Source organism: Ruegeria sp. BHSA191, from assembly GCF_059613325.1.
On record NZ_JBXWSH010000003.1, the window covers coordinates 189430 to 213112 of the forward strand.

At 61.1% G+C, this 23683-nt stretch carries 20 protein-coding genes and 3 tRNA genes; 11 read left to right on the plus strand and 12 right to left on the minus strand.

Annotated elements, in window-relative coordinates; all coding sequences use genetic code 11:
• The first annotated feature begins 94 nt into the window (after window positions 1-94).
• The gene (gene lon, locus AC2FNS_RS04635; protein ID WP_496803783.1) at window positions 95-2503 is read left to right on the plus strand and encodes an endopeptidase La; all 2409 of its coding nucleotides are present in this window, start codon (window positions 95-97) and stop codon (window positions 2501-2503) included.
• 141 nt (window positions 2504-2644) lie between these two features.
• Here lon and AC2FNS_RS04640 read toward each other — a convergent pair.
• Together AC2FNS_RS04640 and AC2FNS_RS04645 are read right to left on the minus strand one after the other, a co-directional pair.
• Window positions 2645-2719 (minus strand) — tRNA-Val (locus AC2FNS_RS04640).
• A gap of 222 nt (window positions 2720-2941) precedes the next feature.
• Complete coding sequence (locus tag AC2FNS_RS04645) at window positions 2942-4792, minus strand: M10 family metallopeptidase C-terminal domain-containing protein (protein WP_496797418.1); 1851 nt, start codon at window positions 4790-4792, stop codon at window positions 2942-2944.
• Window positions 4793-5239: 447 nt separating this feature from the next.
• Here AC2FNS_RS04645 and AC2FNS_RS04650 point away from each other — a divergent pair.
• The 3 genes from AC2FNS_RS04650 (at window position 5240) to uvrA (ending at window position 8481) form a co-directional block, all read left to right on the plus strand.
• Window positions 5240-5316, plus strand: a tRNA-Asp gene (locus AC2FNS_RS04650).
• A gap of 50 nt (window positions 5317-5366) precedes the next feature.
• Window positions 5367-5443: transfer RNA gene (locus tag AC2FNS_RS04655), tRNA-Asp, on the plus strand.
• A 179-nt stretch (window positions 5444-5622) separates the two neighbouring features.
• Window positions 5623-8481 carry an excinuclease ABC subunit UvrA gene (uvrA, locus tag AC2FNS_RS04660; protein ID WP_496797417.1) on the plus strand — a complete coding sequence of 953 codons (2859 nt, stop codon included), beginning with the start codon at window positions 5623-5625 and terminating at the stop codon, window positions 8479-8481.
• A gap of 12 nt (window positions 8482-8493) precedes the next feature.
• Here the strand turns inward: uvrA and AC2FNS_RS04665 are convergent, their stop codons facing one another.
• From AC2FNS_RS04665 to AC2FNS_RS04680, 4 genes are all read right to left on the minus strand, one after another.
• Complete coding sequence (locus AC2FNS_RS04665) at window positions 8494-8883, minus strand: hypothetical protein (RefSeq protein WP_496797416.1); 390 nt, start codon at window positions 8881-8883, stop codon at window positions 8494-8496.
• Between the two features lie 102 nt (window positions 8884-8985).
• Window positions 8986-9858 carry a 3-hydroxyisobutyrate dehydrogenase gene (mmsB, locus tag AC2FNS_RS04670; RefSeq protein WP_496727571.1) on the minus strand — a complete coding sequence of 291 codons (873 nt, stop codon included), beginning with the start codon at window positions 9856-9858 and terminating at the stop codon, window positions 8986-8988.
• Window positions 9859-9861: 3 nt separating this feature from the next.
• Window positions 9862-10896 carry an enoyl-CoA hydratase/isomerase family protein gene (locus AC2FNS_RS04675; RefSeq protein WP_496711169.1) on the minus strand — a complete coding sequence of 345 codons (1035 nt, stop codon included), beginning with the start codon at window positions 10894-10896 and terminating at the stop codon, window positions 9862-9864.
• Between the two features lie 7 nt (window positions 10897-10903).
• Window positions 10904-12046 carry an acyl-CoA dehydrogenase family protein gene (locus tag AC2FNS_RS04680; protein ID WP_170338796.1) on the minus strand — a complete coding sequence of 381 codons (1143 nt, stop codon included), beginning with the start codon at window positions 12044-12046 and terminating at the stop codon, window positions 10904-10906.
• A gap of 176 nt (window positions 12047-12222) precedes the next feature.
• Here AC2FNS_RS04680 and AC2FNS_RS04685 point away from each other — a divergent pair, with 176 nt between their 5' ends.
• A complete protein-coding gene (locus AC2FNS_RS04685; protein WP_496711168.1) occupies window positions 12223-13080 on the plus strand; it encodes a hypothetical protein in 858 nt (285 codons plus the stop codon).
• A 3-nt stretch (window positions 13081-13083) separates the two neighbouring features.
• On the opposite strand, the gene AC2FNS_RS04690 is transcribed toward AC2FNS_RS04685, so the two are convergent.
• Entirely contained in the window at window positions 13084-14199 is a 1116-nt protein-coding gene (locus tag AC2FNS_RS04690; RefSeq protein WP_496797415.1) for a carboxylate-amine ligase, read from the minus strand.
• 141 nt (window positions 14200-14340) lie between these two features.
• On the opposite strand from AC2FNS_RS04690, the gene AC2FNS_RS04695 reads away from it, so the two are divergent.
• Window positions 14341-15192, plus strand: coding sequence for a class I SAM-dependent methyltransferase (locus tag AC2FNS_RS04695; protein ID WP_496711166.1), 852 nt, complete (start codon window positions 14341-14343; stop codon window positions 15190-15192).
• 72 nt (window positions 15193-15264) lie between these two features.
• On the plus strand, window positions 15265-15741 hold the full coding sequence (locus AC2FNS_RS04700; RefSeq protein WP_490360983.1) for a fasciclin domain-containing protein: 477 nt from the start codon (window positions 15265-15267) through the stop codon (window positions 15739-15741).
• Between the two features lie 60 nt (window positions 15742-15801).
• Here the strand turns inward: AC2FNS_RS04700 and AC2FNS_RS04705 are convergent, their stop codons facing one another.
• Entirely contained in the window at window positions 15802-16398 is a 597-nt protein-coding gene (locus AC2FNS_RS04705) for a L,D-transpeptidase (protein WP_496711165.1), read from the minus strand.
• Between the two features lie 192 nt (window positions 16399-16590).
• Window positions 16591-18090, minus strand: a complete 1500-nt coding sequence (locus tag AC2FNS_RS04710) for a CoA-acylating methylmalonate-semialdehyde dehydrogenase (RefSeq protein ID WP_496803784.1) — start codon at window positions 18088-18090, stop codon at window positions 16591-16593.
• 102 nt (window positions 18091-18192) lie between these two features.
• Here AC2FNS_RS04710 and AC2FNS_RS04715 point away from each other — a divergent pair, with 102 nt between their 5' ends.
• From AC2FNS_RS04715 to coaD, 3 genes are all read left to right on the plus strand, one after another.
• Entirely contained in the window at window positions 18193-19095 is a 903-nt protein-coding gene (locus AC2FNS_RS04715) for a LysR family transcriptional regulator (RefSeq protein ID WP_496688282.1), read from the plus strand.
• 62 nt (window positions 19096-19157) lie between these two features.
• On the plus strand, window positions 19158-19595 hold the full coding sequence (locus AC2FNS_RS04720; RefSeq protein ID WP_496679841.1) for a CBS domain-containing protein: 438 nt from the start codon (window positions 19158-19160) through the stop codon (window positions 19593-19595).
• 83 nt (window positions 19596-19678) lie between these two features.
• Complete coding sequence (gene coaD, locus AC2FNS_RS04725) at window positions 19679-20170, plus strand: pantetheine-phosphate adenylyltransferase (RefSeq protein ID WP_496679842.1); 492 nt, start codon at window positions 19679-19681, stop codon at window positions 20168-20170.
• Here coaD and gap (AC2FNS_RS04730) read toward each other — a convergent pair.
• The 3 genes from gap (AC2FNS_RS04730) to gap (AC2FNS_RS04740) form a co-directional block, all read right to left on the minus strand.
• Window positions 20162-21166, minus strand: a complete 1005-nt coding sequence (gap, locus tag AC2FNS_RS04730; protein ID WP_496711164.1) for a type I glyceraldehyde-3-phosphate dehydrogenase — start codon at window positions 21164-21166, stop codon at window positions 20162-20164. The two genes, coaD and gap (AC2FNS_RS04730), sit on opposite strands and share 9 nt — an antisense overlap.
• Window positions 21167-21258: 92 nt before the next feature.
• On the minus strand, window positions 21259-21402 hold the full coding sequence (locus AC2FNS_RS04735; RefSeq protein WP_005983416.1) for a hypothetical protein: 144 nt from the start codon (window positions 21400-21402) through the stop codon (window positions 21259-21261).
• A gap of 71 nt (window positions 21403-21473) precedes the next feature.
• Window positions 21474-22475 (minus strand): type I glyceraldehyde-3-phosphate dehydrogenase, encoded by a 1002-nt coding sequence (gene gap, locus AC2FNS_RS04740; protein WP_496711163.1) that lies wholly within the window; start codon window positions 22473-22475, stop codon window positions 21474-21476.
• Window positions 22476-22657: 182 nt separating this feature from the next.
• On the opposite strand from gap (AC2FNS_RS04740), the gene AC2FNS_RS04745 reads away from it, so the two are divergent.
• On the plus strand, window positions 22658-23629 hold the full coding sequence (locus AC2FNS_RS04745; RefSeq protein WP_496711162.1) for a DUF808 domain-containing protein: 972 nt from the start codon (window positions 22658-22660) through the stop codon (window positions 23627-23629).
• Window positions 23630-23683 lie beyond the last annotated feature (54 nt).

Below are 23683 nucleotides of genomic sequence, written 5' to 3' on the forward strand. Positions count from 1 at the left end.
ATCCGCGCCCCACCTTTATCGTCGAATGAAGGAGATGGCCAAGGGCTGCCTGCGACAGGGGTCAGTGCCGTCTTGCCAATGATAAGGATAGAGCATGCAAGAGCCTCTTAATTCCTCATACCCCGTCCTGCCGCTGCGCGACATCGTTGTGTTTCCGCACATGATCGTGCCGCTGTTCGTGGGCCGTGAAAAATCGGTGCGCGCGCTGGAAGAGGTGATGCAGGACGACAAGCAGATTTTGCTGTCCAGCCAGATCGACCCAGCGGTCGATGATCCGGATACGGATGGAATCTATCGCACCGGTGTGCTGGCCAATGTGCTGCAGCTGTTGAAGCTGCCCGACGGAACCGTAAAGGTTCTGGTCGAAGGTCAGGCGCGCGTGCGGATCACCGAATTCGTGGACAACGTCGAGTTCTTCGAAGCCCGCGCCGAATACCTGAATGAAATTCCTGGCGACGTGACCACGACCCAGGCACTGGTGCGCACCGTGTCGGATGAATTTGAGCGTTACGCCAAAGTCCGCAAGAACATCCCCGAAGAAGCCTTGACCGCGGTCAGCGACACCACCGACCCAGCCAAGCTGGCCGATCTGGTTTCGGGCCATCTGGGCATCGAGGTCGAACAGAAACAGGACCTGCTGGAAACGCTCAGCATCAGCGAGCGGCTCGAGAAGGTCTATGGCCTGATGCAGGGCGAGATGTCGGTTCTTCAAGTCGAGAAGAAGATCAAGACCCGCGTCAAGTCGCAGATGGAGAAGACCCAGCGCGAGTATTACCTGAATGAGCAGATGAAGGCCATTCAGAAAGAGTTGGGAGATGGCGAGGACGGCGCGAACGAGATCGCCGAACTGGAAGCCAAGATCGCCGAGACCAAGCTGTCGAAGGAAGCCCGCGAAAAGGCTGAGGCCGAGCTTAAGAAGCTGCGCAACATGAGCCCGATGTCGGCCGAAGCGACGGTGGTTCGGAACTATCTCGACTGGTTGCTGTCGCTGCCGTGGGGCACCAAGTCGCGGGTCAAGAAAGACCTCAGCCGCGCGCAAGAGATCTTGGACGCCGATCATTATGGCCTCGAAAAGGTCAAGGAGCGGATCGTCGAATATCTCGCGGTGCAACAACGTTCGAAGAAGCTGAAAGGCCCGATCATGTGCCTTGTCGGCCCTCCGGGCGTAGGCAAGACCTCGCTGGGCAAATCGGTCGCCAAGGCTACGGGGCGCGAGTTCATCCGCATCTCATTGGGTGGCGTGCGCGACGAATCCGAGATCCGCGGCCACCGTCGGACCTATATCGGCTCGATGCCCGGCAAGATCATCCAGGCGCTGAAAAAGGCGAAAACCACGAACCCGCTCATCCTGCTCGATGAAATCGACAAGATGGGGCAGGACTTCCGTGGTGATCCGGCCTCGGCCATGCTCGAGGTGCTGGACCCGGAACAGAACAGCACGTTCATGGACCACTACCTTGAGGTCGAATATGACCTGTCGAACGTTATGTTTCTGACTACGTCCAACAGCTACAACATGCCCGGGCCGCTGCTGGACCGGATGGAGATCATTCCGCTGGCCGGCTATACCGAGGACGAAAAGCGCGAGATCGCCAAGCGCCACCTGATCCCAAAGCAGGTCAAGAACCATGGCCTGAAGACCAAGGAATTCGAACTGACGGACGAGGCGCTGACTGCGATCATCCGGTTCTATACCCGCGAGGCGGGCGTGCGGAACCTGGAACGCGAAATCGCCAAGGTGGCGCGCAAAGCGCTGACCCGGATCATCAAGAAGGAATCCGAGTCCGTGACCGTGACCGCCGAAAACCTGCACGAATTTCTGGGCGTGCCCAAGTACCGCTATGGTCTGGCTGAACAGGACGATCAGGTGGGCGTGGTGACCGGTCTGGCCTGGACCTCGGTCGGCGGCGATCTGCTGCATATCGAGGCGCTGAAGCTGCCAGGCAAGGGCCGCATGAAGACCACGGGTAAGCTGGGCGAAGTGATGAAGGAATCTATCGACGCCGCTTCGTCCTATGTGCGCTCGATCGCGCCCGAGATCGGTGTGAAGCCGCCGCAGTTCGACAAGATCGACATCCACGTGCACGTGCCTGACGGCGCGACGCCAAAGGATGGCCCCAGCGCCGGCCTGGCGATGGTGACCTCGATCGTGTCGGTCCTGACCGGCATTCCGGTCCGCAAGGATATCGCCATGACCGGCGAGGTTTCGCTGCGCGGCAACGCTATGCCGATCGGCGGGTTGAAGGAGAAACTGCTCGCGGCTCTGAGAGGTGGCATCAAGACGGTGCTGATTCCCGAAGAGAACGAGAAGGATCTGGCCGACATCCCGAACAACGTGAAGGACGGGCTGGAGATCATCCCGGTCAAGCACGTGTCCGAGGTTCTGGAACGTGCGCTGGTGCGCAAACCCGAGCCGATCGAATGGGACGAGGCCGACGAGGAGGCCGCGGCAGCCGCAGCCAAGGCCGTTGATGGCGGCACCCCGGTCGCCACGGCGCACTGACCGGACTGCGTACGAAATCTTGAAAGGGCGGGTTTCATTCCGCCCTTTTTTTCATGCCGCTCACCGACGGCAGTGTCGAACCATTGCGGCGCATGCCTGCTAGCAGGGTTCAGGCAGATGGTCGCACAAAAAGAGAGAGAATGGTGGGTGATAAGAGATTCGAACTCCTGACATCTTCGATGTGAACGAAGCGCTCTACCACTGAGCTAATCACCCGTCGGATCGCTCTCTACAGTGTCTGCGAACCGGCTTCAAGCCGGTTCGAGGAAAAATTTTCTGGTCTTCCCGAGCGGGGATAAAAGGTAAGAAGAGTCGGGCCCTCAAGCGACCGACCCTCTGTCACCGGTGGCCGCGGGCAGGTCTTTAGGGCGTCACATCCACTGATTTTCCCGCAGGGCAAAGGGCGGCAAGACTGGCCCTCTGCCGTGCGGCGTGCGATCACAAAATAAAGTCGCCTGCGGTCAGATTGTGCAAGCCCGTCAGTTCGATCACCATTTCAGGCGCCCGGTCGCCATCGGTGTCAAGATAGACATAGGTGCGATCATTTGTGCTGCCGGGCGCGTTGACTTTCTCGAAATAGACCTCGCCTTGGTTAGACAGGCCGAACGGCTTTTGCCCCCGAAAGACAAACACATCATCGCCGTCGAAAACTGTGCTGGCATCGATTGCGCTCAGGTCGATCTTGTCCTGCCCGGGGCGGAAATCCTTGATCTTGTCCGTGCGACGGGTCGATGCGGTACTTTCCCGCGCGGTCAGGAATACGAAGGTATCGGCTCCGGCGCCGCCGGTCATGATGTCCAAACCGGCGCCACCGAAGATCGCGTCGGCACCGTTCCCGCCATTCAACGTGTCGCGTCCTCCGCCGCCGATCAGCGTGTCGTTGTGGTTTCCGCCGTTCAGCCGATCATTGCCGCCGAGCCCGGACAGAGAGTCGTTTCCGCTGCCACCATTCAGCACGTTGGCGTCGGCCGACCCGGTGAAGTCATCGGCGGCCCCGGTGCCACTTGCGTTCTCAACATCTACGACCGTATCCATGCCATAGCCGGTATCCTGCCGCGTCGAATTCGACAGATTGACGGTTGCGCCAACGGATCCGACAAATCGGATCCAGTCCGAGTTGTTGCCGCCGTTGATCACGTCATCGCCGTCGCCCACCTTCGCCACGAAATTGTCGTTTCCGTTCCCACCGATCATGCGGTCCGATCCATTGTCTCCCGACAGCGTGTCGTTCCCGTGCGAACCGAACAGAACGTCGCTGCCGCCCCGTCCATAGAGAATGTCATTACCCGCTCGGCCTTCCAGGCGGTTGGCGGCTTCGTTGCCCAGAATTCGGTCGGATCTGTTGCCGCCGATCGCGTTTTCGATCACGACCGTGTTTGCAATGGTATACCCGCCGCGAATTCCGCCGGCATAAGACGGAACACCTCCGGCATCCGAGCCAGAAAGATCCGCATCATTCAGGTTGATGACGGTGTTCCGATTCAGACCGGCAGCCGAGATCGTGTCGACGCCGCCGGTATCCCAGATGCACGACCAATAGGTGCCGGCGCCGTTCACGTCGCGCAGGTCGTACACGTTGTTGCCGTTTTTGTGCGCGGTGGTGCCATAGATCGTCTGCAGTGCAGCGATGTCCAAAGCCATCGGCGTAGCGGTGCTGCCGTAAGCATAGCTTTTCAACGGCAGCTTTTCCGCATACCCCGAATTGTAGGACATAATCGTATAAATGCCCTGATTTTGGCCGTGGTTGCCATAGTCATCGAACGCTGCGGTAACGCCGGGAAAAGTCGACGATCCTCCGCCGCTGTCATGCGGATGCGCAAGGCCAAGCCCGTGCAGGATCTCGTGCAGAATGGTCGCGAATCCTTCGCCTCCCTTCTTCAAGCCAGGTGCCGTGAAGATCGGCGAATCGAACCCGAAGGCACCGATCAGTGTGTTCAGCCCATAATTGGCAAGATACGGTGTCTCACCAGGTACTTCGTGAAAGCCGACGGCGCCGCCCAAGGTATCCACGCTGGTCAGGGCATAAATGACATTCACCTCGGCCACTTGCCCGACGGGGGTCAGGAACGGCCGTTCCAGAAAGGTGACGGGGATGATCTTCTCGATCGTATTGAAGGCCATGCGCACGGCGCTTTTCATGGCGCTGGTAAAGCCCCGGTCGCCGACAGTTCCATTGTCGAAGGAAAAGGTAATCGTGCTTCCGCCCCAGGATGAGCCCCAGATCAGGCTGTCGAGAAATGGATTCCCGGTCGGGTTCGTTCCGGGCGTGGTTGGTCTTGCAATTGCCATTGGTTTTAGTGCTGCTTTCTGTTCCTAACAGTTTTGGTCTTTGGACGAATAATCAAGGACGCTCGGGGTTGAGACGAATATGGCAGCTCTGATCGCCCAGACCGGCTTGCCGACTGACTACAAATCATGAACGGTCAGATTAGTCGGAGCAAGGCAAAATCATGATTTTTTCAAGTGGGGCATCATTTTAGCCGCGTTTTCTAGAGCGTTCATTTCTTGCATTCATAACGATAATTTTGACCGCGAAATATGAACGTGATGTCGTAAACAACCCTCGCGAGCGCCAATTAGATACGTGTAGTTGGAGCGTATTGCGCGCGCTTGGCCCGTTCGATGCGGTGGATCGAACAAAATCGTTCGTTCTCGAAAAAAACTTCAAAACCCCGCTTGACGACGCCGGGGCGGGGCCATAATACACCCCAACGTTCAGCAATGAACGGGCAGCGGGCGGTTGTAGCTCAGTTGGTTAGAGTACCGGCCTGTCACGCCGGGGGTCGCGGGTTCGAGCCCCGTCAACCGCGCCATCGCTGCTAGCCTTTGATCCGGGCAAACGGATCGACATAGACCCTAATGCGCGGTTGTAGCTCAGTTGGTTAGAGTACCGGCCTGTCACGCCGGGGGTCGCGGGTTCGAGCCCCGTCAACCGCGCCATTTCTTCAAGTGAAATCGCAGGTATATCCCCTGAAGCACAAACGGTTTTGCGTTTTGTCTTGCTGGCATGAATGCGGATATCGGAGAAAAGTCGCGCGTTCACACTTTGTTCTGATTTTTTGGTTGGAGACTCGGCATCGCTCGCCTATCTCTAGGGCACTTGTGTGTTGGGGGCCTGAATGGCTGAGCTGAAGAATATCGAGGTGCGCGGCGCGCGCGAGCACAACCTGAAAAACATCGACGTGGACATTCCGCGCGATCAGCTGGTTGTCATCACGGGTCTGTCTGGGTCGGGCAAGTCGTCTCTGGCGTTCGATACGATCTATGCCGAGGGCCAGCGCCGCTATGTCGAAAGCCTGTCGGCTTATGCGCGCCAGTTTCTGGACATGATGGAAAAGCCTGATGTGGATCACATCAGCGGCCTGTCCCCAGCGATCTCGATCGAGCAGAAGACCACGTCCAAAAACCCGCGATCGACCGTGGGAACCGTCACCGAAATCTATGATTATCTGCGCCTGCTGTTCGCGCGCGCAGGAACGCCCTACAGCCCCGCTACCGGTTTGCCGATCGAAGCCCAGCAGGTGCAGGACATGGTCGACCGGATCATGGCGATGGAGGAGGGCACCCGCGGCTATCTGCTGGCGCCCATTGTTCGCGACCGCAAGGGCGAGTACAAGAAAGAGTTTCTGGAACTGCGCAAGCAGGGGTTCCAGCGCGTCAAGGTCGATGGCCAGTTCTACGAGCTGGACGAGCCGCCGACGCTGGACAAGAAGTTCCGCCATGACATCGACGTGGTCGTTGACCGCATCGTCGTGCGCGAGGGGATGGAGACCCGCCTGGCCGATAGCCTGCGCACCGCGTTGGATCTGGCCGATGGCATCGCGATTCTGGAGACCGCCCCGCGCGAGGGAGAGCCCGAGCGTATTACGTTTTCCGAAAACTTTGCCTGCCCGGTCAGTGGGTTCACCATCCCCGAGATCGAACCGCGCCTGTTTTCGTTCAACGCGCCCTTTGGTGCCTGCCCGGATTGCGACGGGCTGGGGGTCGAGCTGTTTTTTGACGAACGGCTTGTTGTGCCCGATCAGACGCTGAAACTGTATGACGGCGCGCTTGCCCCGTGGCGCAAGGGCAAATCGCCGTATTTCCTGCAGACGATCGAGGCGATCGCGCGCCACTATGAGTTCGACAAGAACACACCGTGGAAGGACCTTCCGGCGCATGTGCGGCAAGTGTTTCTGTATGGCTCGGGCGATGATGAAATCCAGTTTCGCTATGACGAGGGCGGACGGGTCTATCAGGTGACCCGCAGCTTTGAAGGCGTGATCCCGAACATGGAGCGCCGCTATCGCGAAACCGACAGCGCGTGGATCCGCGAGGAATTCGAACGGTATCAGAACAACCGGCCGTGCCACACATGCGAGGGCTACCGCTTGCGCCCCGAGGCGTTGGCCGTCAAGATCGCTGGGCTGCATGTCGGCCAGGTGGTCGAAATGTCGATCAAAGAAGCTCTGGCCTGGGTCGAGGACGCGCCGAACCATCTGAGCGCCCAGAAAAACGAGATTGCGCGCGCCATTTTGAAAGAAATCCGCGAACGGTTGGGATTCCTGAATAACGTTGGTTTGGAATACCTTACGCTGTCTCGTTCAAGTGGCACCCTGTCAGGGGGCGAAAGCCAGCGGATCCGGCTGGCTAGCCAGATTGGCTCGGGCTTGACCGGTGTGCTTTACGTGCTGGACGAACCCTCGATCGGGCTGCATCAGCGCGACAATGACCGCCTTTTGGGCACGCTGAAGAACCTGCGCGATCAGGGCAATACCGTGATCGTTGTCGAACATGACGAGGAAGCCATCCGCGAGGCTGACTATGTGTTCGACATCGGCCCCGGTGCCGGCGTGCATGGCGGACAGGTAGTCAGCCACGGCACACCGGAGCAGATCGCGGCCGATGCGGCCTCGATCACGGGTCAGTATCTGTCGGGTGTGCGGGAAATTCCGGTGCCCGCCGAGCGGCGCAAGGGGAACAAGAAAAAGGTAACGGTTGTAAAGGCTTCGGGTAACAACCTCAAAGACGTGACGGCCGAGTTTCCGCTGGGCAAGTTCGTCTGCGTGACCGGGGTGTCGGGCGGCGGCAAGTCGACCCTGACAATCGAGACGCTGTTCAAGACTGCCTCGATGCGTCTGAACGGCGCGCGTCAAACGCCTGCGCCCTGCGAAACGATCAAGGGGCTGGAACATCTGGACAAGGTGATCGACATCGACCAACGGCCTATCGGACGCACGCCACGGTCGAACCCGGCCACCTATACCGGCGCCTTCACCCCGATCCGCGACTGGTTCGCCGGGATGCCCGAGGCGAAGGCGCGGGGCTACAAGCCCGGGCGGTTCAGCTTTAACGTCAAGGGCGGGCGCTGCGAGGCCTGTCAGGGCGACGGGGTCATCAAGATCGAGATGCATTTCCTGCCCGACGTCTATGTCACCTGTGAGACCTGCAAGGGCGCGCGCTACAACCGCGAGACGCTCGAGATCAAGTTCAAGGGCAAGTCCATCGCCGACGTGCTGGACATGACGGTCGAAGATGCTCAGGAGTTCTTCAAGGCCGTACCGGCGATCCGCGACAAGATGGATGCTCTGGCGCGGGTCGGGCTGGGCTACATCAAGGTCGGCCAGCAGGCCACGACCCTGTCGGGCGGCGAGGCGCAGCGAGTCAAGCTGTCGAAGGAATTGTCCAAGCGATCCACCGGGCGCACGCTGTATATTCTGGACGAGCCCACCACCGGCCTGCATTTCGAAGACGTGCGCAAGCTGTTGGAAGTGCTGCATGAATTGGTCGACCAAGGCAACACGGTCGTGGTGATCGAACACAATCTGGACGTTGTGAAAACAGCCGACTGGATCATCGACATCGGCCCCGAGGGTGGCGATGGCGGCGGCGAGATCGTGGCCGTCGGCACCCCGGAAGAGGTCGCCGAATGCGAGCGCAGCCACACCGGGCGATACCTCAAACCGATGCTGAACCCCGAACGCGTGGCGGCCGAATAGGCTGCCTGCGCGTCAGTACAGAATATCCGCCACCGCGCCTATCAGGTTCAGCACTTTGCGCGTATCGGGGTCGATGCTGTAGACGTAGTCGCCCGCGCGAACGTAGTTGCCGCCGCGTTTCAGACCATAGCGGTATGGATCGTCGATCCAGACATAATCGCGGTCGATCCGATCGCCGACCTTGTACCGATTCTTGACCTGTCCGGGCGGGACGCAGGGCACGGCCTTCTTGGCGAGCCCGGGTGGACAATCGGTAACGGATTTTGCGCCCTTCTGCGGGGTCACGCGCTCGACCGAGAGCGTGTCCTTGTTCTTTCCCTTGCCTTTGCCGTTGTCAGCCAGCGTCGCGACCGGGGTCAGTGACAGGCCGGCAAGCAGTGCAATATGCAACAGTGTCTTCATGGGCGGTTCCTCTCGGTTCGTCGCGCCGTCATGCCGCGTTTCCCAGTATTTTGGAATGCCCGCCCGAAGTGCAAGCCTCGGGCGGCGAAATGCCGCCCAAGCTCAGCTGCGGCCGCGCTTTTCGAACCGAGGCAGCATGGCCGAGAAATCCATGCCCTTGCCGTCTTCGGATTCGACGAACTGTTCGTACAGTGCAGTGGCGATCTGGCCCATCGGCGTGTCCGCATCGGCGCTTTCGGCGGCCTGCTGGCTGAGCCGCAGGTCCTTGAGCATCAGCTCGGCAGCGAAACCAGGCTTGTAGCCGTTGTCGGCGGGGCTTTGCGGCCCGACACCGGGGGCGGGGCAATAGGCGTTCATTGTCCAGCTGTAGCCCGACGAGGTGCTGACCACGTCGAACATCTTCTGCCGGTCCAGGCCCAGCTTGTCGGCCAAGGCAAAGGCCTCGCAAGTGGCGATCATGGTGACGCCCAGGATCATGTTGTTGCAGATCTTGGCGGCCTGACCGGCGCCCGCCGCGCCGCAATGCACCGCCTTCTGGCCCATGATGTCGAACAGCGGGGCCGCCTTGGCAAAGGCCGCGTTCGAGCCGCCGGCCATGAAGGTCAGCGTGCCCGCGGCCGCGCCACCGATTCCGCCCGAAACCGGCGCGTCCACGGCCAGAAGCCCGGCCTGTTCGGCCTGATCCGCCACGGCGCGGGCGCTGTCCACATCGACGGTCGAGCAGTCGATGAAAACCGTCCCTTTTTCCATATGCGGAATGATCTGATCGGCCACCGCGCGCAGGATGTCGCCATTGGGCAGCATGGTGATGACCGCCTCGGCGCCGCGGACCGCATCAGTGGCCGTTTCGGCCTTGGTCACGCCCTCGACCGACACGCCCGCGGTGTCGAACCCGGTCACGTCGTGACCGGCCTTGGCCAGATTGGCCGCCATCGGCGCACCCATGTTGCCCAGGCCAATGAATCCGATCTTCATGTTTCACTCCTCCTCGAATGTCAGCGTGTCCGCGCCCAGCGGCATCAGCATCCGTGATACCGCCGTGGCCGGCACGTTCATGTCCGCAAACCGCCATTTCGGGTTGCGGTCCTTGTCGATGATCTGCGCCCGGATGCCTTCGAGAAAGTCGCCATGCTCCATCGACCGGAAGGTAAAGCGGTATTCCAGCTCCAGCGCCTTGCGCATGGTCAGGGCAGGACCGCGCAGGCGGTGCAGCATCTCGATCGCACACGCCATCGACAGCGGCGAATTGCGGCCCATCGCCTCGAGCGCGCCGCGGGTGAATTCGGTGTCGCCATTGCGCAGGTCGGTCAGAACGTCGCCCAGGGTTTCACCGCCGAAGAAACGGTCGATCTCGTCCTGCGGCAAGGTGCGATCAGGGGCAGGGGCGGCGTGTTCGGCCAACAGGTCGGCCTGGCCCGAGGCCTCGAGCATCTCGATCATGTCGGGCCATTGCTCCTGCGGGATGAAGTGGTCGGCGAACCCGGCATAGATCGCGTCGCCCGGACCCAAGCGCGCGCCGGTGACGCCCAGATATTCGCCCAACCGCCCCGGCGCCAGCGCCAGCAGCAGCGACCCGCCCACATCCGGCACCAGCCCGATCGAGCATTCGGGCATCGCGATCTTCGAGCTTTCGCCGACGATCCGGTGCGTCCCGTGACAGCCGATGCCCACGCCGCCGCCCATGGTAAAGCCCTGAAGGAAGCTGACCACCGGCTTGGGATATTCGAAGATCATCGCGTTCAGGCGGTATTCATCGCGCCAGAACTTCTGCCCATAGGCATAGTCGCCCTTTGTGCCCGTTGCGTACAACTCGGCAATGTCTCCGCCCGCGCAAAAGGCCTTTTCGCCCTCGGCATCAAGGATGACCAAATCGACCTCGTCATCCTCGCGCCAATTGCGCAGGGCGGTGTCGATGGCCATGCACATCTCGTAGCTCAGCGCATTCAGGGCCTTGGGCCGGGTCAGGGTGATCCGGCCGGCACGGCCCGTGGTGCGGATGTCGATATCGGACATGGAAACCTCAGCGATGGGCGAGCAGTTGGCGGGCAACGATCACGCGCATGATCTCGTTCGTGCCTTCCAGAATTTGATGCACCCGCAGATCGCGCACAAGCTTTTCGATGCCGTAGTCGGCCAGATAGCCGTAGCCGCCATGCAATTGCAGGCACTGATCGACCACTTTCGATCCGGTCTCGGTCACGAACTTCTTGGCCATCGCGCAGAATTTGGTGGCGTCGGGCGCGCCCTGATCCAGCTTCCATGCCGCCTGACGCAGGAAGGTTCGAGCGGCCTGCAGCTCGATCTCCATGTCGGCCAGCCGGAATTGCAGGGCCTGAAACTGGTCGATGGTCTGGCCGAAGGCCTTGCGTTCGGACATGTACTGCAGCGTCATGTCCAGCCCCGCCTGCGCCGCACCCAGCGAGCATGAGGCGATGTTCAGGCGCCCGCCGTCCAAGCCCATCATCGCGTATTTGAACCCGTCGCCCTCGGTCCCGACAAGGTTTTCGGCCGGGATCTTGCAGTCGTCGAACTGGACCTGCGCGGTGGGCTGGCTTTTCCAGCCCATCTTCTGTTCCAGCGCCCCAAAGCTGAGGCCTGGTGTGCCGTCCTCGACATAGACGGTCGAGATCCCCTTGGGCCCGTCGCCGCCGGTGCGGACCATGCAGACATAGGCATCGGAATAGCCGCCGCCCGAGATGAAGGCCTTGGTGCCGTTCAGCGTATAGCCCTCGTTTGTGCGCTCGGCCCGCGTCTTGAGCGCCGCCGCGTCCGAGCCCGAGCCCGGTTCGGTTAGACAATAGCTGAGAACCGTGTTCAGGCTTAGAACGTCGGGCATGATGCGCGATTTCAATTCGTCGCTGGCAAAGCTGTCCAGCATCTTGGCGCACATGTTGTGGATCGACAAAAAGGCCGCGACCGAGGGGCAGGCCATCGACAGCGCCTCGAACACCAACGTGGCGTCCAGTCGGGTCAGTCCAGAGCCGCCGCTTTCCTCGGACACATACAGCCCGCCAAAGCCCAGTTCGCCGACCTTGGGCCAAAGATCCTTGGGGATGGTGCCCTCGGCCTCCCACTGGCGGGCGAAAGGTGCGATCTGTTCTTGCCCGAACGCATAGGCCATATCGAAAATGGCCGTCTGTTCCTCGGTCAGCGCGAAATCCATGGCCGGTCTCCCCCTTGTGGCGACGTGAATTGAACAACTGTTTATTTATTGCTCAATCCTTACAGAATTTTTTCACGCGGGGCAAACCCCATGACCCGCTTGGACCTTTATTTGGGTCATGCGCCGAAGGCTGATATGATGGGGTCTTTCATTCAGGAATTAATACGGAGCGTATTATGCCGAACTACAAGATGGCCGTTGTCGTCATTCACGGCATGGGCAGCCAGTACCGCAAGCCGCATCCGCCGTCCTCGGTGCCGACCTTTTCGAAGGACCTGCACCGCCGGGTGGCGCGTCGGGTCGGCGCGGACATGAACAAGGTCGCCTGGCACGAGGTGGTCTGGGCGCAGATCCTGCAGGAGCGTCAAAAAGACTATCTGCGCAAGATCAAGCGCAGCACCGGCTATGATCAACTCCGCGAGTTCGTGGTGTGCAACCTGTCGGACGCGGCCTCGTACCGGCAGACGCCGGATGCCAGCGACAAGACCTATGACGAGATCCACAAGAAGGTGGAACTGGTGATGCAGGTTCTGCGCCACCAGATCAGCGACCGGGCACCGGTTCTGATTCTGGCGCATTCGCTGGGCGGTCACATCATGTCGAACTACATCTATGACGCGCAGCGATACCTGCGCAACGGCGGCCCGCCCAAACATGCGACCCCGATCGAAAACATGGAAACCGTGGCCGGGTTGATCACCTTCGGCTGCAACATACCGATCTTTCTGTTCGCCTATCCCGAGGCAGGCATTTTTCCGATCCAGCCGCCCAATCGGGCCCTGCCTGCTGCGCTGCGGTTCCGTACCTGGTGGCACAATTATTTCGACAAGCACGATGTTCTTGGGTTTCCGCTGGGCAAGATCGCGCCCAGCTATGCCCAGCTGGTGCAATCCAAGGCCATACGCGACCTGCCGATCAACGCGGGCAAGATCTTCACCTCGTGGAACCCGCTGTCGCACAACGGCTACTGGAAAGACCGCGACCTTTACGAGCCGGTCGCCGTCCGCATCCAGAAGGTTCTGGCGGCGGTCTGACGGTCAGAGATCGGCGTGGAATTCCTCGATCAGGTGGCGCACGACCGCCTGGCCGGGGTCATCGCCCCTGGCCTGGGCTTCGGCGTGTACGCGCCGTTGACGTGTGGCCGACGTGCCCGTTTCGGCAATCTGGCGCAACTGCGCCAACTCCGCCATCGTGCCAAGGGCCTCGGCGTCTTCGGCCAGCATGCCCATCAGCTCACCCATCAGCTCGGGCATCGGCTTGATCGACCGGTCGCCGAAATCAATCAGACCTTCGCCCACGCCGTAGCGCTGCGCACGCCATCGGTTCTCGCCGATCAGGAACCTGTCATAGACCCGCCAGCGCAGGTTGCGGTCCTTCAGTCGGCACAGCATCCGGGTCAGCGCCTGCACCAGCGCCGCCAGTGACAGGGCGTGTTCCAACCGCGGCTGCACGTCCATAATCCGCGTTTCCAAAGTCGGATAGCTGTGCGAGGGGCGCAGGTCCCACCAGATCTTCGAGGTGTCCTCGATCACCCCCAGCTCGACCAGCACCCCAGTAGTGCGTTCATATTCTGCCCAACTGCCGAACACGGGCGGCAGGCCGGTGCGGGGCAGGTTGTCGAACACCGTCAACCGGTACGAGGACAGCCCGGTGTCGCGCCCGCTCCAATACGGGGACGAGGCGGACAGGGCCAGCAAGTGCGGCAGGAAATAGCTGAGCTGCGGCATCAGGTCGGCCCGCTGCGCCTTGTCCTCGACGCCCACATGAACATGCATGCCGCAGATCAGCATCCGCCGCGCCACGCCGCCCAGGGCGTGCTGCAGGTTGTCATAGCGTTCCTTGCGCGTGTGGTGCTGATCCTTCCAATCCGCGAACGGGTGGCAGGACACGGCGATCGGCGCCATGTTGTGTTCGGCGGCGCGCCGGGCCACGCAGGACCGCAGGCGTTTCAGATCCTCGCGCGCCGATTTGATCGTGACATGGGGGCGGGTGCCGACCTCGATCTGGCATTGCAGGAATTCCGGGCTGACCTGGCCTTCGAAATCGGCCTGACATGCCTCCATCAGCGCGGCAGGCGCCTCGATCAGTTGCAGGCTGTCGCGGTCGACCAGCAGGTATTCCTCTTCGATGCCGACGGTGAAATCCTGCTGCATGCGGGGCCTCCCTGTTCCCATTCGGGATCAGTGAATACGCAATTTCTTAATTTGCCAAGGGTTTGTGGTGATCCGCCTTGCGCTGACACCGCTTGCGGCGGTAAGCAGCCCGCAGCCAAATGCCAAGCCGGAGCCGCCACCGTGAAACCCAGGAAATTTCCCAAGCTGAACGCCGTTCTGGACCGGTTCGGTGTCAAGCTGATCGACAAGGCGCCGGAACGAGATGAGCGCGCGCGGCTCGAGTCCTTCGAGCGGGCCGGCGGGCTGGAGCGTCCGGCCTATGCCCTGTCTCCGGGGATGCAGGATTTCGACATCAGAACCTTGGTTGCCGAATACGCCACGCACAAGGATGCGCTTGCGGCCCTGAAGGACCCGGCCCGCAACCAGACCGGATACCGCATCGGCAACGGTTATTATGACAGCCCGGACGCGGATGCGCTGTATCTGATGATCCGGCGGTTTCGCCCCGAGCGCGTGATCGAGGTCGGCTGCGGCAACTCGACCCGCGTGACCCGGCAGGCGATCATCGACGGTGGGCTGGCCACGACACTCACGGCCATCGACCCCTATCCCCGCGCCGACATCGCCCATGTGGTGGACCGGTTCGAGCAGAAGCGGCTGGAGGACGTCGACCCGTCGCTGTTCGCCGAACTGGAGGCGGGCGACGTCTTGTTCATCGATTCCAGCCATGTCGTGCGGATGAGCAACGACGTGGCGCACCTGTTCTGCCGGATCATACCCACCCTCAAGCCGGGGGTGGTGATCCATGTGCACGATGTTTTTCTGCCCTACGAATACCCCAAGCGGTTCTTCTATGATTGCCCCGGATGGGGCGAGCAGTACATGCTGCACGCGCTGCTGCAATCGGGTGCGTTTTCAATGCTTTGGCCCGGGTATTTCCTGCAACGCGCCCGCCCCGACGCGGTCGAGGCGCTTCCGTTTCTTAAGGAAGGCAGGGCGCAGAGCATCTGGGTGCAACGGGCCGGGGCCTGAAATTTTTCGTGATCCGGATTCACGGAAGCGCCGTACCCCTTTCCATAACACGCTGGAGAGGAGACATCAGCCATGTTCCGTCGCACTTTCATGGGCGCAGCCGCCGCCATCGCCTTGGCTCTGCCGATCAATGCCAAGGCCGCAGACATCGTGGATACCGCGGTTGCCGCCGGCTCGTTCAACACGCTGGTCGCAGCCGTACAGGCCGCCGGTCTGGTTGACACTCTGAAGGGCAAGGGCCCGTTCACCGTGTTCGCGCCTACGGACGAAGCATTTGCCGCTCTGCCCGAGGGCACTGTCGAGAGCCTGCTGCAACCCGAGAACAAGGATCAGCTGGTTGCGATCCTGACCTATCACGTCGTCCCGGCCAAGGTAATGTCCGGGGACATCGCCGGCAAGCGCGCGAAGGTGCTGACCGTTCAGGGCGACCGCCTGAGCGTGAACGCAAAGAACGGCGTCAAGGTTGACGGCGCAAATGTCGTGCAGGCCGACATCGAGGCCAGCAATGGCGTGATCCACGTGGTCGACAAGGTTCTGCTGCCTGAATAAAGCTACCACTCACCTAGGCAGACAAGCCCCGGTGCCTGCGCGGCCCGGGGCTTTTTCAATTCACAAAAGCCGCACCTGAGTGCCGATCTGGACCATCGGATACAGCTCCTCGACATGCTGGTTGTACAAGCCAATGCAGCCCGACGAGCTTTGACGCCCGATCTTGCGCGTATCATGTGTGCCGTGAACTAGATAGGCGGGCCATGACAGATACATGGCACGGGTGCCCAGCGGGTTGCCTGGGTCGCCGCCCTCGACGCGCTGCGGCAGGGTCGGGTCGCGCTCGCGCATGGACGAGGTCGGGGTCCAGCTGGGATTTTCCGCCTTGCGCACCACCTCGGTATAGCCGCGCTTGGTCAGTTCCTCGCTCATCGGAACCGAGCTGGGATAGAGCTTGTAGGTCCCGTCCGGCCCCCAGTAGTGCACCGCGCGGCTGGTGATGTCGGCCAGCAGGCAGCCGACGCCGATTTCGTCAAAATGGTCCTGCCAGTTTTGCTGCGAAAAGGACGAGATGTTCCGGCGCACGGGCGGCTGCACGCTGATCGCTTCCTCGGACTGCGGGAACGCATCCTGGCTTTGAGCGCGCAACACCGCCGGAGCGGCCAGGGCAGACACGACGCCCAAAAGGACCGAGCGGCGGGTGATCTTGCTGGTCAACGGAGCCTCCTGACGAATGACTGCTCTTTTGTTTCGGCCGGCAATCTATGACGTTGGCGGACGCTGGGCCAGAGGGCTTGGCTGAATTTTTCGTGAGAGTGGACCGTGCCGGCGCATCGTCGCCGAACGGAGGTTTCAGAAAAAGAAAAGGCCGCCAACGATTGGGCGGCCTTTTAATTTGTTTTTGGATAGTTAGTCCATTGCCTTGAAGTTGAACTCGCCACCTTCTTTGATGCCCGACGGCCAGCGCGACGTCACGGTCTTGGTGCGGGTGTAGAACTTGAAGCTGTCGGGGCCGTGCTGGTTCAGGTCGCCGAACATGGATTTCTTCCACCCGCCGAATGTGTGATAGGCCAGCGGGACCGGGATCGGGACGTTGATGCCGACCATGCCGATGTTGACCCGGTGGGCGAAATCACGGGCGGTGTCGCCGTCGCGGGTGAAGATCGCGGTGCCGTTGCCGTATTCATGGTCCATCGCCAGCTTCAACGCCTCTTCGTAGGATCCGGCGCGGACGGTGGACAGGACGGGGCCGAAGATCTCCTGCTTGTAGATGTCCATGTCGGGGGTGACATGGTCGAACAGATGCGGGCCGACAAAGAAACCGTCTTCATAGCCTTGCAGCTTAAAGTCGCGGTTGTCGACCACCAGCTTCGCGCCTTGTTCAACGCCCGAGTTGATCAGGCCCAAGATGCGTTCTTTGGCGGCGGCGGTCACGACCGGCCCCATATCGACGTCATCGCCTGCGGTATAGGGTCCGACCTTCAGTTTTTCGATGCGCGGCACTAGCTTTTCAATCAGCGCGTCGGCGGTTTCCTCGCCCACCGGAACGGCCACCGAAACGGCCATGCAGCGTTCGCCGGCAGCGCCGAAACCGGCGCCCACCAGCGCGTCGGCGGCCTGGTCCAGGTCGGCGTCAGGCATAACGATCATGTGGTTCTTGGCCCCACCAAAGCACTGGGCGCGTTTGCCGTTCGCTGTGGCGCGGGCATAGATGTACTGCGCGATCGGGGTCGATCCGACGAAGGAAACACCCTGAATGATCTCGCTGTCCAGCAGGGTATCCACGGCTTCCTTGTCGCCGTTGACAACCTGGAACACGCCTTTGGGCAGACCGGCCTCGACGAAAAGTTCGGCCAGCATCAGCGGCACCGATGGATCACGTTCCGAGGGTTTCAGCACCGCAGCGTTGCCGCAGGCCAGCGCCGGGCCGACATGCCACAGGGGCATCATGGCCGGGAAGTTGAACGGCATGATGGCGGCGACAACACCCAGCGGCTGGCGCATGGAATACATGTCGATGCCGGGGCCTGCGCTGTCGGTAAACTCACCCTTCAGCATCTGCGGGGCGCCGATGCAGTATTCGATCACCTCGAGCCCGCGCTGCAGATCGCCCTTGGCATCGGGCAGGGTCTTGCCGTGCTCGCGGCTCAGTGCTTCGGCCAGTTTGTCCATGTCGCGGTTCATCAGCTGAACCATCTGCATCATGACGCGGGCGCGCTTTTGCGGGTTGGTTGCACCCCAGGCAGGCTGGGCTGCGGCGGCGTGTTCGATGGCGGCCGTGGTCTCGGCGGCACTGGCCATCGGGCATCTGTACTGAACTTCGCCGGTGGCGGGGTTGTAGACATCATCGAACCGGCCCGAGGTGCCGGGGGTGTATTCGCCGTTGATGAAATGGGTCAGGTCTTGCATTGCAAACTCCTCCGCAGAATTTGGGCGCAGCATAGGCTTGCATAAATCACCTGAACAGGGGCAATGTCTCAAAAGAGTTTTGCAAAAATGCAAAGGTGAGGGATGACCCCCAATTGGGACGACATGCGCGTGTTTCTGGCCGTCGCGCGCGAGGAAAGCCTATCGTCGGCAGGGCGGCGGCTGAAGATCGATCCGGCCACGGTGGGGCGCCGGATCGCGCGGCTGGAGACGGCGCTGAAGGCGCCGCTGTTCACCAAATCGCCCCAAGGCTATCTATTGACCTCGGCCGGAGAGCGCCTGTTCGAACACGCCCAATCCGCCGAAGAGGCGATGCGCGCGGCAGCAGGGGCGATGGACGGGTCGACCAAGGCGCTGAGCGGTCAGGTCCGCATCGGCGCGCCCGATGGCAGTGCGAACTATCTGCTGCCGCAGGTCTGTGCCCGCATCAGCGATGCGAACCCGGATCTGGACATTCAGATTCTTGCCCTGCCGCGCATTATCAATTTGTCGCGGCGCGAGGCCGACATGGCGCTGACCGTCAGCGCGCCCACCGCCGGCAAGTTGCTGGTGCAGAAGGTCAGCGACTATCGCCTGCATATGGTCGCGACAGAGGATTACCTGGCGCGCCATGCCCCGATCCGCACTCTCGAGGATCTGCAGGGGCATCGCATGATTGGATACATCCCGGACATGATCTTCGATCGCGAGCTGGACTACCTCAACGACATCGGTATTGACCGTGTCGCGCTTGCATCGAATTCGGTCTCGGTCCAGTTGCGGCAGGCATCGCTGGGCACCGGGGTCTGCGTGGCCCATGACTTTACGCTTCCGTTCCATCCGGGGTTGCGGAAAATCCTGACGGATCAAGTAAGTCTGACCCGCAGCTTCTACCTAGTGCGCCATCAGGGCGATCAGCGCAATGAACGCCTCAACCGCTTTGCTGACGCGCTGAGTCGCGGCATCCGCGACGAGATTGCGCGGCTGGAAGCTGAAGCCCAAGCTTGACAGGGTCGAGTATTCCGGCAACGCTTTGGAATACGGGAAGATTATTGTCGGAGGTTTTGCCCATGCTTGTTCAGGCCATTCTGAGTTCGAAGGCAACGGACGGGGTCGTGACGGTGGCGCCTTCGACGACCGTTTCCGACGCAGCCAAGATCCTGGCCGAAAAGCGCATCGGGACCGTCGTGGTCTCGGAGGACGGGGGCAAGACCGCCGTTGGGATTTTGTCGGAACGCGACATCGTGCGCGAGCTGGCCGCCAGCGGCAGCGGTTGCCTGACCCAGCCGGTCATCGCCTACATGACCAAAAAGCTGGTTACCGCCACCAAACAGGACAAGGTGCAGGACGTACTGGCCCGCATGACCGAAGGCCGTTTTCGTCACATGCCGATCGTCGAGGACGGCCAGTTGGTCGGCATCGTGACGCTGGGTGACGTGGTCAAGGCGCAATTGTCGGAACTGGCGATGGAAAAGGATGCCCTGCAGGGCATGATCATGGGCCACTAGCCCTACGCTAATGATGCGGCCTCTTGCAGCTGCGTAAAACTTGTGTTTGCTTGCGCAGAAATTTTCTTGCTCAGGAGGCCCAGATGCGGGTTGGATTGTATCCCGGAACCTTTGATCCGATCACCTTGGGTCATATCGACATCATCCGTCGGGCGGCGATGTTGGTCGACAAGCTGGTGATCGGCGTTGCAATCAACCGCGACAAGGGGCCCTTATTTTCTTTGGAAGAACGGGTGGCCATGATCGAGGCCGAATGCGCCCATCTGACCGCGCAGACCGGCACCGAGATCGTCGCGCATCCGTTCGAGAACCTGCTGATCGACTGCGCCCGGGACGTGGGCGCCCAGATCATTGTGCGTGGCCTGCGCGCGGTGGCGGATTTCGAGTATGAATTCCAGATGGTGGGGATGAACCGGGCGATGGATGATTCCATCGAGACCGTCTTTCTGATGGCCGAGGCCCGCCACCAGGCGATTGCCTCGAAGCTGGTCAAGGAAATCGCCCGGCTGGGAGGGGACGTGTCGAAATTCGTCACGCCCCAGGTCAATATCGCGCTGAAAGAGCGGTTAGGCTAGGGCGCCCATCGCGGCGGCCGTATCCAGCATCCGGTTCGAGAAACCCCACTCGTTGTCATACCAGGCCAGAACGCGGACCAGCGTGCCGTCGGTCACCTTGGTTTCGGCCAGCGACACGGTCGAGCTGTGGGAATCGTGGTTGAAGTCGATCGAGATCAACGGGCGGGTTTCCGCGGCCAGAACGGTCGGGATCTTTGCCGCTGCCTCGGTGAACAGGGCGTTGACCTCGTCTTCGGTGGTGGGGCGCGATACTTCGACCACCAGATCGACGACCGAGACGTTCGGGGTGGGAACCCGGATCGCCTGACCGGTCAGCTTGCCCTGCAGTTGCGGCAAAACCAGCCCCACGGCCGAGGCCGCGCCGGTGGTGGTCGGTATCATCGACAGGGCAGCCGCGCGCGACAGGTACGGGTCCTTGCCGGCGGTGTCATGCACTGGCTGGCTGGCAGTATAGGCATGCACTGTTGTCATGTTGCCGTGCACGATACCCAGGCCCGCATCCAATGCGGCAGCGACGGGCGACAGGCAGTTGGTGGTGCAGGATGCGTTTGAAACCACGGTGTCGGCGGCGGTCAGTTCGTGTTCGTTCACGCCGAACACCACGGTCTTCACCTCGCCATCCCCGCGCGCCGGCGCCGAGATCAGAACCTTTTTCGCGCCGTTCTTGAAATGACGCGACGCGGCTTCGCGCGTGCGGAATACGCCGGTGCATTCCAGAACGACGTCCACGTCCGACCAGTCCAGCGCCTCGGGGTCACGCTCGCTGGTCAGCCGGATCGGGCCGGCGCCCACGTCCAGCCCGGCCTCGGTCAGGGTGACCGGCTTGGCGTAGCGGCCATGCACGCTGTCAAACTCGAACAGATGCGCGTTCATTTCCGGCTTGGCCAGGTCGTTGATTGCCACGATCTGCACATCAGTGCGACCGCTTTCCATCAGGGCGCGCAGGACGCCGCGCCCGATCCGTCCAAATCCGTTGATTGCAAGTTTGAGTGTCATGTCGCGCTCCGTCTGAATGGCCGCTAAGCCGCGATTGAAATTAGTTAGCGCTAACAAAGGCAGTCAGGCGAAAATGTCAAGCAAAACCTCTGTCAGCGCCAGAACGCGACCCAATCCAAAAGGTCGTAGAACTTCTTGCCGAGGAATAGGAGATGCTCGGTTCCGACAAGGGCATAATCCAGCATCAGTCCACCCAGAATGAGCACGCCAAGCCAGATCGCGATTTGGTTTGTCATTGCCGCTCCGAACGCAAACGCCCGCCCAGATAACCTGAGCGGGCGTTTTCGCGCAAGCTTACTTGGCGATGTCAGTTAAGGCGCCCCATGGCGACGGCCACATCGGCCATGCGCACCGAGAAGCCCCACTCGTTGTCGTACCAAGCCAGCACGCGGACCATGCGGCCATCGACGACACGGGTCTGGTCGGGTGCGAAGATCGAGCTTTCTTCGGTGTGGTTGAAATCGGTCGACACCAGCGGGGCAGGTTCATAGCCCAGAACGCGCTGCATCGGCCCCTTGGCGGCCTCGGCGACGATGGCGTTGACCTCATCAACGGTCACATCGCGCGCGGCTCGGAATGTCAGGTCTACGGCCGATACGTTCGGCGTTGGCACGCGGATGGCCGAGCCGTCCAGACGCCCCTTGAGGTTCGGCAGAACTTCGCCCAGGGCCTTGGCAGCGCCGGTGCTTGTGGGGATCATCGACATGGCGGCGGCGCGGGCGCGGTACAGGTCATTGTGACGGCGGTCCAGCGTCGGCTGGTCGCCGGTATAGGCATGGATCGTGGTCATGATGCCGTTTTCGATGCCGATACCTTCGTCCAGAACCTTGGCAAGCGGAGCAAGGCAGTTCGTGGTGCACGAGCCATTCGACACCATCCTATCGTTGGCGGTAAGGCTGTTGTGGTTGACGCCAAATACGATCGTCTTGTCCACGTTCTTGCCCGGGGCCGACAGCAGAACCTTCTGCGCGCCACGCTCAAGATGCGTTTTGGCCTTCAGCCCGTCGTTGAACTTGCCGGTGCATTCCAGAACGACGTCGCAGCCTTCCCAGTCCAGCTCGTTCATGTCGTAGGTCGAGAACATCTGCATCGGCCCGCGGCCCAGGTCCATCGTGTTGCCGCTGATCGAGATCTCGCGCGGAAAGCGGCCGTGGATGCTGTCGTATTTCAGCAGATGCGCTGAGGTTTCAAGCGGTCCGGTGGCGTTAACCTTGATCACTTCGATGTCGTTGCGGCCTGACGCGGCGATGTGCGACAGGGTACAGCGGCCGATGCGGCCAAAACCATTGATGCCGACCTTGATGGTCATGTGACGTCTCCAAATCCGCTTGTGTTCTGGGCGATATAGCGATGATCGGTTCATCAAAAAAGGTAGAAAATATCATATTTGCAATGTGTTAGCGCAAACTTGGCGTGGTTGCGCTAACGCTTGCGCTAGCTGTCGGATCGGTTAGGGTCCAAAGTGCGACGGATGAACGGAAAGGATGCGGCATGAGCGGTTTGCTGGCCCTGTTGGACGATGTGGCGGGAATCGCCAAAGTGGCGGCGGCCTCGGTCGACGATGTGGCGGCGGCCGCCGGCAAGGCGGGGGCCAAGACCGCGGGCGTGATCATCGACGACGCGGCCGTCACGCCGAAATACGTCCAGGGCTTTGCCCCCGCGCGAGAGTTGCCGATCATCTGGCGCATCGCACGGGGGTCGATTTTCAACAAGGTCATTCTGCTGCTGCCGGTGGCCTTGCTGCTTGCGAATTTCGCACCATGGATTATCACGCCCTTGCTGATGATTGGTGGGTCATACCTGTGCTTCGAGGGGGCCGAAAAGATCTTCCACGTGCTATTCCCGCATGGCAGCCACGTCATCGAAGAAGACATGAACGTCCGTGATCCGGGTCATCTGGAGGAGCAGAAGATCAAGGGTGCCATCAAGACTGATTTCATCCTGTCGGCCGAAATCATGACCATCGCGCTTTCTGCCATTGAGGCGCCAAATGTCTGGATGCAGGCGACGACGCTGGCGGTTGTGGGGATCGGTGTCACGGTGGCCGTCTATGGCTCGGTCGCATTGATCGTCAAAATGGACGATGTCGGGCTTTATCTGGCCAAGAACGCGCTGACGTCGGTCGGCCGCGGGTTGGGCCGCGGGCTGGTCAAGGCGATGCCAAAGGTCATGAAGACGCTGTCGGTCGTGGGTACGGCGGCGATGCTATGGGTTGGCGGCTCGATCATGATCCATGGGTTCGAGGTGCTGGGCTTTGGCTGGTTGGCACACCATATCCACGATTGGGCTTATGCGGCCGGTCATGCCGTGCCCGATCAATGGGCCGGTGCGATGGAGTGGATCAGCAAGGCCGCGATGGATGGCGTGTTCGGGCTGGCCTGGGGGTTCGTTCTGATACCGTTGGCGACCAAGGTCATCGCGCCGCTGTGGCCCAATAAGCCAGAGCAGAAAGCGGACCATTGAAGCCCAAAAGAAAAGGGCGGCACGATGGCCGCCCCTTGAATGCTTGGTTCGGCT